Here is a 15,093-nt window from a genome sequence, read left to right as displayed (position 1 = left end):
GCCGCCGACCAGCGGTGACAGTCACCGACCACCTTCCGGGAGACCGCCATGCCTGTTTTCGAGAGCCCAGAGCCCATCTCCGTCCAGATCGAACTGCCCGTCGGGGACGTCTGGATCAGCGCGACCGACCGCACCGACACGGTGGTGACGGTGCGACCGCGGGACCCGTCGAGCAAGGCCGACGTGAGCACCGCCGAACAGGCCACCGTCCAGTACGACGCCGGAAAGCTGCTGATCAGGGTGCCGAAGACGTGGCGGCGCTACGGCTTCGGGTCCGGCCCGTCGGTCGATGTCCTGATCGAGCTACCGACCGGGTCGCGGGTGCACGCCGAGTCGTCGTGGGCGGCGTTCCGCTGCGAGGGCCAACTCGGCGAGTGCCGCATCAAGACCGGCAGCGGGATCCGCCTCGACGAGACCGGGCCGCTGGACATCGACAGCAGTCACGGCGAGGTCGCCGTGGAGCGGGTCGTCGGCTCGGCGCGGGTGAAGGCGTCGTCCGGCAAGGTGCGCCTCGGCACGGTCGACGGACCCGTCGAGATCAAGAACTCCTCCGGCGACTGCTGGATCGGCCGCAGCGGCGGCGACGTCCGGGTCAACACCGCGTACGGCGACATCACCCTCGACGCGACGACGGCCTCGGTGACGGCACGCACCGCCTACGGCAACCTCCGGCTGGGCGAGGTCGTCCGGGGTGCGATCGACCTGAACACCTCGTACGGGGCCATCGAGGTCGGCATCCGGCGCGGGACGGCCGCCTGGCTCGACGTCAGTTCCAAGCACGGTCGCGTGCACAACGCCCTGGAGAGCACCGACAGCCCGGCGCAGACCGACGAGACGGTCGAGGTCCGGGCGAACACCTCCTACGGCGACATCATGATCCGCCGCGCCTGACCCGCCACCCCCAGACCGCAAAGAGGAGACCATGACCAGCTCCACGAAGCCCGCGATCGTCGCGACCGACCTGCGGAAGTCCTACGGCGACAAGGTCGTGCTGGACGGCATCGACCTGATGATCACCGAGGGAACCATCTTCGCGTTGCTCGGCCCGAACGGCGCCGGCAAGACCACCACCGTGCAGATCCTCTCCACCCTGGTCGACGCCGACGGCGGGCAGGCCCGCGTCTTCGGTCACGACCTCCAACGGAATCCCGACGCGGTACGCGAGCTGATCGGGGTCACCGGCCAGTTCTCCGCCGTCGACAACCTGCTCACCGGCCGGGAGAACCTGAACCTGATGGCGGACCTGCGCCACCTGGACAAGACGTCCGGCCGGCGACGGACCGACGAGCTGCTCGGCCAGTTCGACCTGGCTGCCGCGGCGGACAAGCCGGTGTCGACGTACTCCGGTGGGATGCGCCGACGGCTCGACCTCGCCATGACCCTGGTCGGTGAGCCCCGCGTCATCTTCCTCGACGAGCCGACCACTGGCCTCGACCCGCGTAGCCGCCGCGCCATGTGGGAGATCATCCGCAACCTCGTCGCCGAGGGCGTCACCATCCTGCTCACCACCCAGTACCTGGAGGAGGCCGACCAGCTCGCCGACCGCGTCGCCTTCCTCGACCACGGCCGGCTGATCGCCGAGGGCACGCCGCGCGAGCTCAAGCGGCTCATCCCCGGAGGCCACGTCGTGCTGCAGTTCGCCGACCAGGAAGGGCTCGCCTCGGCCGCCCGCGCGCTACCGGTCGCCAGCCGGGACGACGCCGCGCTCACCCTCCAGGTGCCGAGCGACGGCGGGGTCGGGGCGCTGCGGTCCCTGCTCGACCAGCTCGACCGCGCCTCGATCACGGTGGCCGGGCTCTCCGTGCACACCCCCGACCTCGACGACGTCTTCCTCACCCTCACCGGTCAGCCCGACACCCGCGCCGGCCGACCCGATCACGAAGGGGCCTCCACGCGATGAGCACCATCTCCCTCGCCGTCCGTGACTCGAGCACGATGCTGCGGCGCAACCTCCTGCACATGCGGCGCTACCCGTCGATGACCTTCCTGCTCATGGGCATCCCGATCATCATCCTGCTGCTCTTCGTCTACGTCTTCGGCGGCACGCTCGGTGCCGGGCTGGGGCCGTCCGGCGGCCGGTCCGAGTACGCCAACTACGTCACCCCCGGCATCCTGCTCATCACCGTGGTCAGCGCGGCGCAGGGCACCGCCATCTCGGTCGCGATGGACATGACCGAGGGCATCATCGCCCGGTTCCGGACGATGGCGATCTTCCGGCCGTCGGTCCTCACCGGTCACGTCCTGGGCAGCCTCGTGCAGACCCTGCTCAGCCTCGCGGCCGTCATCGGCGTGGCGTTGCTCGTCGGGTTCCGACCCACCGCCAACCCGGTCGAGTGGCTGGCCGCCGTCGGTGTCCTCGCCATGGTCACCTTTGCGCTCACCTGGCTGTCGGTCGCCCTCGGCCTGGTCAGTGACAGTGTCGAGACGGCCAGCAACCTGCCCATGCCACTGATCCTCCTGCCCTTCCTGGGCAGCGGGTTCGTCCCGACCGAATCCATGCCCACAGTGGTCCGGTGGTTCGCCGAGTACCAGCCCTTCACGCCCGTCATGGAGACCCTGCGCGGCCTGCTCCTCGGCACCGGGATCGGTGCCAACGGGATCATCGCGGTCATCTGGTGCGCCGTCATCACCGTCGCGTGCTTCTTCTGGGCCAAGACCCTCTACAACCGCAACCGGGCCGCCTGACCAGACCGGCGCTCCGCCACCGGACCACCCCCGCACCGCATCATCGCCACCGCGCCGGCAGCCGGCGGCTCGGCCCACCGGGTCGGGTCGCCGGCTTTCCGTGTTCGCGGGGCGCCCACTCCGCCTGCCGGCGGTGCCCGCTCCGCCTGCCCGCTCCGCCTGCCCGCTCCGCCTGCCCGCTCCGCCTGCCCGCTCCGCCTGCCGGCCGGTGCCCGCATGATCGACTCGGGTTCCGGGAAGTCGGTCTGTCGCAGCGCCTCGGATACCGCGATGTCACGGAGCACGAGTGGATCAACCAGGCCTCGCGGCCATGGCCGCGCCCGACGTGCGCCTTTGCGAGCGGACGGACCCGGGCGACCACAAAACGTCGAATGTTATCGATAACACGACGGTCGCGCTGCCCCGCGGGATCCGCCGAAATGCTCAGCTATGAGCCAACGCGGTCGACTGCGGCCGTTTCGCGGATCTGACCGTCGAACCGGGGCGCCTCGATGATGTTATCGCTGACATCATGATCGAGCGCGACACTGTCGCAGTCGGATGATCGACTCGCGGCGTCCGGCCGGCCGTGCCTGTCGCCCGGCCTGCCGAGGTGCCTCCGATCGACGCCCGGTCCGCGCGGCACTCCGTTCGAGGCCTGCGTGCCGTGGTCGGTATCGCATTTTGTGCGTTTTGCACCCATCCGTTATCGACGCGCCCCAGTTGGCCCGCCTTCGCTGTTCCGTTACGGAGCTGTTGCGAGTGGATGTCTTGACGAGGGTTGATGTGAGCGTTAACACTATCCCCGTTAACGGTGGAGGTGAACATGAACCGTGTGGACGGAGCAGGCGACCGCTATGTCGTCGGTGTCGACTACGGCACCCTGTCCGGGCGAGCTCTGGTGGTCCGTGTCGGTGATGGTGCCGAGTTGGGGACCGCGGTGCACGAGTACGGCGACGGAGTTATCAGCACGGCACTCCCGGGAGGTCGACAGCTACCCCCGGACTGGGCCCTGCAGAACCCGGAGGACTACCGCGACGTGCTGCGGTATGCCGTTCCGGCGGCGTTGTCAGCTGCCGGGGTGGATCCTGCCGCGGTCGTCGGCATCGGCATCGACTTCACCGCCTGCACGGTGCTGCCGACCAGCGCCGACGGCACCCCGCTCTGCGAGGACCCCGAGCTGCGCGATCGACCGCACGCCTGGGTGAAGCTGTGGAAGCACCACGCCGCGCAGCCGCACGCCGACCGGATCAACGCGCTGGCCCACGAGCGGGCAGAGCCGTGGATCGGCCGGTACGGCGGCAAGATCTCCGCCGAGTGGCAGTTCGCCAAGGGGCTCCAGATCCTGGAGGAGGACCCTGAGGTCTACCACCGTGCCGAGCGCTTCATCGAGGCGGCCGACTGGATCGTCTGGCAGCTCTGCGGCACCGAGACCCGCAACGTCTGCACGGCCGGTTACAAGGGCATCCTGCAGGACGGCCAATACCCTTCCGAGGGCTTCCTGACCGCGCTCAACCCCGGATTCGGCGACTTCGTGGCCAAGTTGGACGGCCCGTTGCTGCCCCTCGGCGCCCGAGCCGGCTCGCTCACCGCGCGCGCCGCCGCCTGGACCGGCCTGCCGGAGGGGATCGCGGTGGCCGTCGGCAACGTCGACGCGCACGTCACCGCGGCGTCCGCGCAGGCGGTGGAGCCCGGCCGGCTCGTCGCCATCATGGGCACCTCGACCTGCCACGTGGTCAACGGCGCGGACGTCGCCGAGGTGGCCGGGATGTGCGGTGTCGTGGACGGCGGCATCAGCGCCGGCGCATGGGGTTACGAGGCCGGGCAGAGCGGTGTCGGGGACATCTTCGGCTGGTTCGTCGAGCATGCTGCCCCGGCCGGCTCCGACTCCCACGAGCGCCTCACCGAACTGGCCGCGAGTCAGTCCGTCGGCGCGCACGGCCTGATCGCGCTGGACTGGTGGAACGGCAACCGGTCCCTGCTGGTCAACCACGACCTGAGCGGGATGATCGTCGGGATGACCCTGGCCACCCGGCCGCAGGACATCTACCGGGCGCTGCTGGAATCCACCGCGTACGGCACCCGGATGATCATCGAGGCCTTCGTCGAGGCCGGCGTCCCGGTCAACGACCTGGTGATCGCCGGTGGTCTCACCAACAACGCGCTGCTCATGCAGATCTACGCCGACGTGACCAGGCGACCGCTGAACATCATCGCCTCGGCGCAGGGACCGGCACTGGGATCGGCGATCCACGCCGCCGTCGCCGCCGGAGAGTTCCCCTCGGTCCACGAGGCGTCGCAGGCGATGGGTCGGGTGCACGAGGCCGTCTACCGCCCGGACCCCGAGCGTGCCCGCGCCTACGACGCCCTCTACGCCGAGTACCGGGCGCTGCACGACCACTTCGGTCGCGGTGGCAACGACGTCATGATGCGCCTGCGGGCGATCCGTAACGCGGCGGTCGACAGCGCCGCGACCACACCCGAGACCGTGTTGGAGGTGGTCGCGTGAACGCCGAGGTGACCCGACAGATCCGCGAGCTGCGCGAGACCGTCGCGCGCCTGCACGGCGAACTGACCCGGTACAACCTGGTCGCCTGGACGTCCGGCAACGTCTCCGCGCGGGTTCCCGGCCAGGACCTCCTGGTGATCAAGCCGAGTGGGGTCAGCTACGACGACCTCACCGCGGACACGATGGTGGTGTGCGACCTCGACGGCGTTCTCGTCGAGGGCGACTTCGCCCCGTCCAGCGACACCGCCGCCCACGCCTACGTCTACCGGGCCATGCCCGAGGTCGGCGGTGTGGTGCACACGCACAGCTCGTACGCCACCGCCTGGGCCGCGTGCGGGGAGTCGATCCCCTGCCACCTCACGGCGCAGGCCGACGAGTTCGGCGGGGAGATCCCGATCGGTCCGTTCGCGCTGATCGGCGGCGACGACATCGGCAAGGGCATCGTCGCCACGCTCTCCGGTCACCGCTCGCCCGCGGTGCTGATGCGCAACCACGGCGTGTTCACCATCGGCCGCGACGCCCGCGCGGCGGTCAAGGCGGCGGTCATGTGCGAGGACGTGGCCCGTACCGCGCACCTGGCCCACACCCTCGGCCAGCCGGTTCCGATGGCACAGGCCGACATCGACGCCCTCTACGACCGCTACCAGAACGTCTACGGTCAACAACCAGTCGCACCGGCGGGTTCCTGACTCTTCCCCGATCATCGGGACCCGCCGGTCTGCACCACCACGCACCAGCACGCACCACCCGCGTACGCCGTTCTTCGGGTTCTTCGACGGCCGACGCGGTTACCCACCACATCCAGCCAAGGAGATTCGATGGGAAAGATGCGAACGCAGTCCGTTCGGTGGCGCGCTGTCGCGGTCCTCGCCAGCGCGTTGCTGGTCGGCGGCGTGGCGGCCTGCGGCAACAGCGACACCGGCGGCGGCGGGTCCAAGGACGACGGCAAGATCACGATGGGCTTCTCCCAGGTCGGCGCGGAGAGCGGGTGGCGTACCGCGAACACCACCTCGATCAAGGAATCCGCTACCGCTGCGGGCATCGAGCTGAAGTTCGATGACGCGCAGCAGAAGCAGGAGAACCAGATCAAGGCGATCCGCAACTACATCCAGCAGAAGGTCGACGTGATCGCCTTCTCGCCGGTGGTGGAGTCCGGCTGGGACACCGTGCTCAAGGAGGCCAAGGACGCCGGCATCCCGGTCATCCTGACCGACCGCTCGGTCGACTCGGCCGACAAGACGCTGTACAAGACGTTCCTCGGCTCGGACTTCGTCAAGGAGGGCCGTCTCGCCGGTGAGTGGCTGGTCGAGCAGAAGAAGACCGCCTCGGGCCCGGTGAACATCGTCGAGCTGCAGGGCAACACGGGTGCGGCACCGGCGAACGACCGCAAGAAGGGCTTCGGCGAGGCGATCGCCGCCAACCCCAACCTGAAGATCATCGCCTCTCAGCCGGGTGACTTCACGCGGGCCGGTGGCAAGCAGGTCATGGAGCAGTTCCTCAAGGCCAACCCGAAGATCGACGTGCTGTTCGCGCACAACGACGACATGGGCCTGGGTGCGCTGGAGGCGATCACCGCCGCCGGCAAGGTGCCGGGTAAGGACATCACCATCATCACCGTCGACGCGGTCAAGGACGGCATGCAGGCTCTCGCCGACGGGAAGTTCAACTTCATCGCGGAGTGCAGCCCGCTGCTCGGCCCACAGCTGATGGACCTCGCCAAGAAGGTGCACGCCGGCGAGGAGGTGCCGCCTCGGATCGAGACCGAGGAGACCACCTTCACCCAGGAGCAGGCCAAGGAAGCGCTGCCCAACCGTAAGTACTGATCGACGCCGGGGTCGCCGCGCTCGCGTGGCGGCCCCGCCGCGTCGTCCCCTTACCCGCAACGGACCGGGCATGGCCCGCGACCACCCCGTGCCACGCCCGCCCGGACGACCGGGCGGGCGCACGGGAGCGCAGCGGCCCTTCCGTGTCGACGACCCAGAAGAGGTCTGATGGGATGACGGATAGCCGTCCGGTCCTGACGATGACCGGGATCAGCAAGTCCTTCCCCGGGGTGCGCGCACTCCACGACGTCAACTTCCGGCTTTTCCCCGGCGAGGTGCACGCCCTGATGGGCGAGAACGGCGCCGGCAAGTCGACCCTCATCAAGGTGCTGACCGGCGTCTACGACACCGACGGCGGCACGATCACCCTCGACGGTCAGCAGGTGTCCTTCAGCGGACCGATGCAGGCGACCGCCGCCGGGGTGAGCACGGTCTTCCAGGAGGTCAACCTCTGCACCAACCTGTCGGTGGCGGAGAACATCTTCATCGGCCGTGAGCCCCGGCTCCTCGGCGCCGTCCGCTGGGGAGAGGTCCGCCGCCGGGCCCGGGAGCTGCTGACCCGCCTCGACCTCGATCTCGACGTCAGCGCGCCACTGGGCTCGTACTCCCTGGCGATCCAGCAGATGGTCGCCATCGCCCGCGCGATCGACATCAAGGCGCGGGTGCTGATCCTGGACGAGCCGACGTCCAGCCTCGACGCCGGTGAGGTGGCGCAACTGTTCCGCATCATGCGGCAACTGCGCGACGAGGGCATCGCCATCCTGTTCGTGACCCACTTCCTCGACCAGGTCTACGAGATCGCCGACCGGATCACCGTGCTGCGCAACGGTGGTCTCGTCGGCGAGTACCTGACCGCCGAGCTGCCCCAGCTCTCCCTCGTCGAGAAGATGATCGGCAAGGAGCTCGACGTCCTCGAGGGCATCGAGGAGCACTCCCGGCGGGACCTGGCCGCCGTGGAGGAGGGCACCCCTCTGGTGTCGGTGTCGGAGTTCGCCCGGAAGGGCGCGGTGGAGCCGTTCAGCCTCACCATCCACGCCGGTGAGGTGGTGGGCCTGGCCGGACTGCTCGGCTCCGGTCGTACCGAGGTGGCCCGGTTGTTGTTCGGCGCCGACCGGACCGACGGTGGTCAGGTCGCCGTCGACGGCGCGGCGAGCAGTCTGCGTACCCCCGCCCAGGCCATCGAGCAGGGCGTCGGTTTCTGTTCGGAGAACCGCCGTGCGGAGGGCATCGTCGCGGACCTGTCGGTCCGCGAGAACATGATCCTCGCCATGCAGGCCGCCCGTGGCTGGCTGCGACCGATCCCGCGCCGCCGTCAGGACGAGCTGGTCGACAAGTACATCAAGGCGCTCAGCATCCGGCCCGCGGACCCGGAGGTGCCGGTCCGCAACCTGTCCGGCGGCAACCAGCAGAAGGTGCTGCTGGCCCGGTGGCTGATCACCGAGCCACGGCTGTTGATCCTCGACGAACCGACGCGGGGCATCGACATCGGCGCGAAGACCGAGATCCAGAAGCTGGTGACCCAGTTGTCCGACGGCGGGATGGCGGTGCTGTTCATCTCCGCCGAGCTGGAGGAGGTGCTGCGTCTCAGCCACAAGGTCGCGGTCATGCGGGATCGGCAGATGGTCGCCCAGTTCGCCAACGACGAGAGCCTGGACGCCGACCGCATCATGCAAACCATTGCCAGTGGGTCCCTCCAGGAGGCAGACCGATGAGCGCCACCATGGGCCGCTACCGGGCGGTGACCGGTCACCGGCTGTTCTGGCCCGCCGCCGTGCTGGTCGTCATGCTCGCCGCGAACACGATCTACCGCCCCGGGTTCCTGTCCATCGAGCTCAAGGACGGGCACCTGTACGGCACGCCGATCGACATCCTGCGCCTGAGCGCACCGTTGATCCTCGTCGCGCTGGGCATGACGCTCGTCATCTCGACCGGGGGCATCGACCTGTCGGTCGGCTCGCTCTGCGCGATCAGCGGCGCGATCGCCTGCATGTACATCAGCAAGCAACCCGACCAGAACAGTCTCTCGGTGGTGCTGACCGCGTTGGCGTTGGCGTTGGCGATCTCACTGGTGCTCGGCGCCTGGAACGGGGTGCTGGTGGCCGTGATCGGGATTCAACCGATCATCGCCACGCTGATCCTGATGGTGGCGGGCCGTGGCCTCGCCCAGCTGATCACCCAGGGTCAGATCATCACCATCAACTCGGGGCCGTTCCGGGCGATCGGCCTGGGCCACCTGCTGACCCTGCCGCTGGCCATCTTCATCGCCCTCGCCGCGGCGCTCGTCGTCGCCGGGTTCACCCGCCGCACCGCCCTCGGCATGATCGTCGAATCGGTGGGCGGTAACGCGGAGGCGAGCCGACTCGCCGGCATCCGTTCCGGCCGGGTCATCTTCCTCGCGTACGTGATCAGCGCCGCCTGCGCCGCGGTCGCCGGCTTCATGATGACGGCCAACGTGTCGAGTGCCGACGGCAACGCGGTCGGTCTCTGGGTGGAGTTGGACGCCATCCTCGCTGTCGTCATCGGCGGCACGTCCCTGGCGGGAGGCCGGTTCTTCCTCAGCGGCACGATCCTCGGCGCGCTGATCATCCAGACCCTGACCACCACCGTGTACGCCATGGACATCTCGCCGCAGACCTCGCTGCTGTTCAAGGCGGTCGTCGTCATCGTCGTCTGCCTCGTCCAGGCGCCGGCCTTCCGGGCCCGGTTCGCCCGCCGTCGGCGCAACGTCCCGCCGCCCACCACAGTTGCCGACAAGCCGAAGGAGCAGGTGCCGGCATGACCACTGGATCGCTCACCGCTGGGCGTACCCGGTTCCGGCTGCCACGGCGGCAGATACCGGTCCTGGCCACGCTCGCCCTGCTGCTGGTCATGTACGGCATCGGCGTGTCCCAGTACACGGCGTTCTCGAACGTCCAGGTCATCTTCAACGTGTTCATCGACAACAGCTTCCTGCTGGTGGTCGCGATCGGGATGACCTTCGTGATCCTCACCGGGGGTATCGACCTGTCGGTCGGTTCGGTCGTCGCGATGACGGCGATGGTGTCGGCGTGGCTGCTCCAGGAGGGTCTGCCGGCGGCGCTGGTGCTCGTCATCGCCCTGCTCATCGGGCCGACCCTCGGTCTGCTGATGGGCTGTGTCATCCACTTCTTCGAGATCCAGCCGTTCATCGTCACGCTCGCCGGGATGTTCTTCGCCCGGGGCATGTGCACGTTCATCTCCGACTCGTCCATCCCGATCACCGACGGGTTCTGGACCAGGATGTCGCAGGAGCGCATCGGCGATCCCCGGGGCAACTTCGTGTCGATCAGCGTGCTGATCGCCTTCGTCGTGGTCGCCGTCGCCGCGTACACGCTGGCCTACACCCGGCTCGGCCGCAACGTGTACGCCATCGGCGGCAATCCCCAGTCGGCCCTGCTGATGGGTCTGCCGGTGGGGCGGACCCGGATCGCGGTCTACACGATCAGTGGTCTGTGCTCGGCGATCGGCGGGATCCTGCTGTCCTTCTACACCCTGTCCGGCGCGCCGTTGATCGCGGTGGGCATGGAGCTGGACGTCATCGCCGCGGTCGTCATCGGTGGCACGGTGCTCACCGGGGGCGGCGGCTACGCCTTCGGCACTGTGCTCGGCGTGCTCGTCCTGGGCGTGATCCAGACCCTGATCACCTTCGACGGGAGCCTGAACTCCTGGTGGACCAAGATCGTGATCGGCGGCCTGCTGTTCGCGTTCATCCTCCTTCAGCGCCTCATCGGAATCCGTTACAAGTGACCGTTCCTCTCCTGGAAGGCAACCCCATGGCACCACACAACGCACCCGAGATCTGGTTCCTCACCGGCAGCCAAGGCATGTACGGCGAGGAGACGCTCCGGCAGGTCGCCGAGCAGTCTCGCCAGATCGCGGCCGCGCTCGACGACTCGCCGCAGATTCCCGCCCGGGTGGTCTGGAAGCCCGTCCTGACCAACAGTGGTGAGATCCTGCAGGTCTGCCGGGACGCCGCCGCCCAGGGCGCCATCGGGGTCATCGCGTGGATGCACACCTTCTCGCCGGCGAAGATGTGGATCTCCGGGCTCGACGCGTTGCAGACGCCGCTGCTGCACCTGCACACGCAGGCCAACGTCCTGTTGCCGTGGAACGACATCGACATGGACTTCATGAACCTGAACCAGGCCGCCCACGGCGACCGTGAGTTCGGGTACATCCAGACTCGTCTCGGTGTGGCCCGCAAGACGGTCGCCGGGCACGTCAGCGACCCGCGGGTGAGTGCCCGGGTCGGTGCGTGGGCCCGTGCCGCGCTCGGCTGGTCGGCGATGCGGTCGCTGCGCCTGGCCCGCTTCGGCGACAACATGCGCGACGTGGCGGTGACCGAGGGCGACAAGGTCGAGGCGGAGCTGCGGTTCGGGGTGTCGGTCAACACCTACGGCGTCAACGACCTGGTCGAGGTGGTCGGTCAGGTCACCGACGCGCAGGTCGACGACCTCGTCAAGGAGTACGAGGACACGTACCGCGTCGCCGCGGAGCTGCTGTCCGGTGGCGAGCGGCACGACTCCCTGCGGTACGCGGCCCGGCTGGAGCTGGGCATGCGGGCCTTCCTGGACGAGGGTGGTTTCCGGGCCTTCACGACGAACTTCGAGGACCTCGGTGGCCTGCGTCAGCTGCCCGGCATCGCCGTGCAGCGACTGATGGCCGACGGTTACGGCTTCGGCGGCGAGGGGGACTGGAAGACCTCGGTGCTCGTCCGGACCCTCAAGGCGATGTCGGTGGGCGTGGACGGCGGAACGTCGTTCATGGAGGACTACACCTACGACCTCACCCCGGGCGAGGAGTTGGTGCTCGGCGCCCACATGCTGGAGGTCTGCCCGACGATCGCGTCCGACACGCCGAACGCGGAGATCCACCCGCTGAGCATCGGCGGGCGGGAGGACCCGGTCCGGCTCGTCTTCGACGCGGCACCCGGCCCGGCGGTCGTGCTCGGCCTGGCCGACATGGGCGAGCGCTTCCGGCTGGTCGCCAACGAGATCGACGTGGTCACCCCGCCGCAGCCGCTGCGCCGGTTGCCGGTGGCCCGCGCCGTCTGGCGCCCGCGACCGGACCTGCCGGCCTCGGCCGAGGCGTGGATCACCGCCGGCGCACCGCACCACACGGTGCTGTCCCAGGCGGTGGGGGTGGAGGAGTTGCACGACCTGGCCGAGATGAGCCGTACCGAGCTGGTCGTCATCGACGCCGACACCCAGACCCGCCGCTTCGCCGACGAGCTGCGCTGGAACCAGGCCTACTACCGGCTGGCCCGCGGCTTCTGAGCCCTGCCGCCGGGGCGTGATCGACCCGGGCCCTCGACGGCCCGGGTCGATCACGCCCATGCTCTTCCGCACCACCTGCCCGGCCCCCGAACACATGGGGTTGATCCACTCGGCTTCCTTGAAAACGCGGTATCCGCCCGGCGCGGACGGCCCGACATCAATGAACCCGAGTGGATCACGATCTCGCGGCCTTCTCGCGCCCCGGCGGACTCTGCCCGCTCTTCTCGCGCCCCGGCGGACTCCGCCCGCTCTTCTCGCGCCCTTCGGCGGCCCGTGCGTCCGCTCGCTCGCCCTTCCATGTTTCAGCTTGACTACGGTCTTGTTATCGATAACAGTAAGCATCAACAGAGTTCGATTCCTGCGCCGTGCCGGCTCTGATCCGCGCGCCTCCCCGTCGAGGTCGAACGATCTCCGGGACGTGGCGAAGGGTGCTGTTAGCGATCACATCAGCGGGATGGCCAGCGGGCCGACCAGCGATGCGGATGCCGGCTGAGAACGTCCGGCACCTCGGGCCAGCTAAGGAGGATCATGATTTCCACGGGACAGGTTCCACGGGGAGCGGCGCGCCGGCGCGGGAGGTTGTCACTACTCGCGGCCTCGGTGGCGGTGGTGATCGGGGCGGCTCTCGCCGCCGTCGCCCCGTCACCGGCCTCGGCGGCGACAGTGGACACCAGCGCCTGGTACGTGTTGGTCAACCGCAACAGCGGCAAGGCCTTGGACGTGTACAACCTGGCGACGAACGACGGTGCCCGGATCACCCAGTGGACCCGTAACAACGGCAACCAGCAGCAGTGGCAGTTCGTCGACTCCGGTGGCGGCTACTACCGGGTGAAGTCGCGGCTCTCCGGCAAGGTGCTCGACGTCTCGGGCTTCTCCACCGCCAACGGCGGCAGCATCGTGCAGTGGAGCGACACCAACGGCACCAACCAGCAGTTCCGGTTGGCCGACTCCGACGGCGGCTACGTCCGGCTGATCAACCGCAACAGCAACAAGGTGATGGAGGTGCAGAGCGCCTCGACCGCCGACGGCGGCAACATCGTGCAGTACGACGACTGGAACGGCGCCAACCAGCAGTGGCAGTTCGTCCGCGTCGGCGGCGGGACCGACCCCACCACTCCGCCGCCGACGACCCCGCCGCCGTCGAACGGCACCTTCTCGAACCCGGCAATCTGGCAGGACTTCGCCGACGTCGACATCATCCGGGTCGACAACGTGTACTACCTGACGTCGTCCACCATGCACTACTCGCCGGGCGCGCCGGTGCTGCGCTCGTACGACCTGGTGAACTGGGAGTTCGCCGGGCACGCCGTGCCCCGGCTCGACTTCGGCTCGAAGTACGACATGAGTGGCGGTAACGCGTACGTCGACGGGATCTGGGCGTCGACGTTGAACTACCGGCCGAGCAACCGGCAGTACTACTGGGCCGGGTGCATCGACTTCGCGCAGACCCACATCTACACCGCGTCTGCCGTCGACAGCACCTGGAGCAAGCACACCACCATCCCGAACTGCTACTACGACGCCGGCCTGCTGTTCGACGACAACGACACCCCGTACGTCGCGTACGGCAACGGCACCATCAGCGTCGCCCAGCTCTCCGCCGACGGGAAGTCCCAGGTGCGCGCGCAGCAGGTGTACCAGACGCCGTCGAGCATCGGCACGCTGGAAGGGGCCCGCTTCTACAAGCGCAACGGCGCCTACTACATCTGGCTCACCCGCCCGGCCAACGGCCAGTACGTGCTGAAGTCGACGAACGGCCCGTTCGGCCCGTACGAGCAGCGGCAGGTGCTCCTCAACCTGCCCGGTCCGATCTCCGGTGGCGGCGTGCCGCACCAGGGCGGGCTGGTGCAGACGCAGAACGGCGACTGGTACTACATGTCCTTCGTCGACGCGTACCCCGGTGGTCGGATGCCCGCCCTGGCGCCGATCACCTGGACCGGCGACGGTTGGCCGGTGCTGCAGACGGTGAACGGCGCGTGGGGAAGCACGTACCCGAAGCCGAACCTGCCCGCGCCGCCCCGAGCGGTCAAGCCGCTGACCGGCACGGACACGTTCGCCGGCACCACACTCGGCCCGCAGTGGGAGTGGAACCACAACCCCGACAACAGCAAGTGGTCGGTCAACAACGGGCTGAACCTGCAGACCGCTACCGTCACCGGTGATCTGTACAAGGCGCGCAACACGCTGACGCACCGCATCCAGGGCCCCACCTCGACAGCCACCATCGAGTTGGACTACTCCACGATGCGCGACGGTGACCGCACCGGTCTGGCGGTGCTGCGCAACTCGTCCGCCTGGATCGGAATCAGACGGGACAACGGGTCCACCCGACTGGTCATGCAGAACGGCCTGACGATGGACGGCAGTTGGAACACCACGAGCACCGGCAGCGAGGTGGCGAGCACCAGCGTCTCGGGTGGCCGGATCTGGTTGCGGGCCAACGCCGACATCAGACCGGGATCCGGCCGGCAGGCCCGCTTCTCGTACAGCACGGACGGGGTCAACTTCACCTCGTTCGGCAACGCCCTGACCCTGGCGAACAACTGGCAGTTCTTCATGGGCTACCGGTTCGCCATCTTCAACCACGCGACCCAGGCGCTCGGCGGCGCGGTCACCGTGCGCCGGTTCGACCTGACAACACCGTGACACCGCTCACACCACCGATGGTCTGACCAGCGGCGCTGGCAGACACGTGCCCGCCGGCACGTCGAGTCGGCGTCACCGCTGGTCCTCGCCGGCCTGCTCCGCGCTCTGTCCAGGGGCGCAGGGCAGGCCGGCGTGCCATCGCGCATCGACGGAGTAC

11 protein-coding genes are annotated in these 15,093 nt (G+C 68.8%); all 11 read left to right on the top strand.

The window, feature by feature from the left end:
- Positions 1-48: 48 nt before the first annotated feature.
- The 11 genes from O3438_RS12990 to O3438_RS12940 all read left to right on the top strand — a co-directional run bounded on the left by O3438_RS12990 (position 49) and on the right by O3438_RS12940 (position 14,936).
- The gene (locus O3438_RS12990; protein ID WP_269680211.1) at positions 49-891 is read left to right on the top strand and encodes a DUF4097 family beta strand repeat-containing protein; all 843 of its coding nucleotides are present in this window, start codon (positions 49-51) and stop codon (positions 889-891) included.
- 31 nt (positions 892-922) lie between these two features.
- Positions 923-1,900, top strand: a complete 978-nt coding sequence (locus O3438_RS12985) for an ATP-binding cassette domain-containing protein (protein ID WP_269680210.1) — start codon at positions 923-925, stop codon at positions 1,898-1,900.
- The gene (locus O3438_RS12980) at positions 1,897-2,685 is read left to right on the top strand and encodes an ABC transporter permease (RefSeq protein ID WP_269680209.1); all 789 of its coding nucleotides are present in this window, start codon (positions 1,897-1,899) and stop codon (positions 2,683-2,685) included. The genes O3438_RS12985 and O3438_RS12980 overlap by 4 nt, the downstream gene beginning before the upstream one ends.
- A gap of 805 nt (positions 2,686-3,490) precedes the next feature.
- Positions 3,491-5,173, top strand: coding sequence for a ribulokinase (araB, locus tag O3438_RS12975; RefSeq protein ID WP_269680208.1), 1,683 nt, complete (start codon positions 3,491-3,493; stop codon positions 5,171-5,173).
- Positions 5,170-5,862 (top strand): L-ribulose-5-phosphate 4-epimerase, encoded by a 693-nt coding sequence (locus tag O3438_RS12970; RefSeq protein ID WP_208745067.1) that lies wholly within the window; start codon positions 5,170-5,172, stop codon positions 5,860-5,862. Before araB ends, O3438_RS12970 begins: the two co-directional genes overlap by 4 nt.
- Before the next feature lie 138 nt (positions 5,863-6,000).
- The gene (locus O3438_RS12965; protein ID WP_269683636.1) at positions 6,001-6,996 is read left to right on the top strand and encodes an ABC transporter substrate-binding protein; all 996 of its coding nucleotides are present in this window, start codon (positions 6,001-6,003) and stop codon (positions 6,994-6,996) included.
- A 173-nt stretch (positions 6,997-7,169) separates the two neighbouring features.
- Positions 7,170-8,708, top strand: coding sequence for a sugar ABC transporter ATP-binding protein (locus O3438_RS12960; RefSeq protein WP_269680207.1), 1,539 nt, complete (start codon positions 7,170-7,172; stop codon positions 8,706-8,708).
- On the top strand, positions 8,705-9,775 hold the full coding sequence (locus O3438_RS12955; RefSeq protein ID WP_269680206.1) for an ABC transporter permease: 1,071 nt from the start codon (positions 8,705-8,707) through the stop codon (positions 9,773-9,775). Before O3438_RS12960 ends, O3438_RS12955 begins: the two co-directional genes overlap by 4 nt.
- Positions 9,772-10,761 (top strand): galactofuranose ABC transporter, permease protein YjfF, encoded by a 990-nt coding sequence (gene yjfF / locus O3438_RS12950; protein WP_145784528.1) that lies wholly within the window; start codon positions 9,772-9,774, stop codon positions 10,759-10,761. Before O3438_RS12955 ends, yjfF begins: the two co-directional genes overlap by 4 nt.
- Before the next feature lie 26 nt (positions 10,762-10,787).
- Positions 10,788-12,290, top strand: coding sequence for an L-arabinose isomerase (araA, locus tag O3438_RS12945; protein ID WP_088990628.1), 1,503 nt, complete (start codon positions 10,788-10,790; stop codon positions 12,288-12,290).
- 528 nt (positions 12,291-12,818) lie between these two features.
- Positions 12,819-14,936, top strand: coding sequence for a family 43 glycosylhydrolase (locus O3438_RS12940; protein ID WP_269680205.1), 2,118 nt, complete (start codon positions 12,819-12,821; stop codon positions 14,934-14,936).
- Positions 14,937-15,093: the final 157 nt, after the last annotated feature.

Source organism: Micromonospora sp. WMMC250, assembly GCF_027460215.1.
In the GTDB taxonomy this organism is placed as follows: Bacteria; Actinomycetota; Actinomycetes; order Mycobacteriales; family Micromonosporaceae; genus Micromonospora; species Micromonospora taraxaci.
The sequence above is the reverse complement of the archived record's forward strand: the minus strand, read 5'-3'. Positions and strand labels throughout refer to the sequence as shown.

Bases quoted from the DNA above. Each gene is read 5' to 3' on its own strand.
- araA (WP_088990628.1), top strand. From the start codon at position 10,788: ATGGCACCACACAACGCACCCGAGATCTGGTTCCTCACCGGCAGCCAA.
- O3438_RS12980 (WP_269680209.1), top strand. From the start codon at position 1,897: ATGAGCACCATCTCCCTCGCCGTCCGTGACTCGAGCACGATGCTGCGG.
- O3438_RS12960 (WP_269680207.1), top strand. From the start codon at position 7,170: ATGACGGATAGCCGTCCGGTCCTGACGATGACCGGGATCAGCAAGTCC.
- O3438_RS12955 (WP_269680206.1), top strand. From the start codon at position 8,705: ATGAGCGCCACCATGGGCCGCTACCGGGCGGTGACCGGTCACCGGCTG.
- O3438_RS12940 (WP_269680205.1), top strand. From the start codon at position 12,819: ATGATTTCCACGGGACAGGTTCCACGGGGAGCGGCGCGCCGGCGCGGG.
- O3438_RS12990 (WP_269680211.1), top strand. From the start codon at position 49: ATGCCTGTTTTCGAGAGCCCAGAGCCCATCTCCGTCCAGATCGAACTG.
- O3438_RS12985 (WP_269680210.1), top strand. From the start codon at position 923: ATGACCAGCTCCACGAAGCCCGCGATCGTCGCGACCGACCTGCGGAAG.
- araB (WP_269680208.1), top strand. From the start codon at position 3,491: ATGAACCGTGTGGACGGAGCAGGCGACCGCTATGTCGTCGGTGTCGAC.
- yjfF (WP_145784528.1), top strand. From the start codon at position 9,772: ATGACCACTGGATCGCTCACCGCTGGGCGTACCCGGTTCCGGCTGCCA.
- O3438_RS12965 (WP_269683636.1), top strand. From the start codon at position 6,001: ATGCGAACGCAGTCCGTTCGGTGGCGCGCTGTCGCGGTCCTCGCCAGC.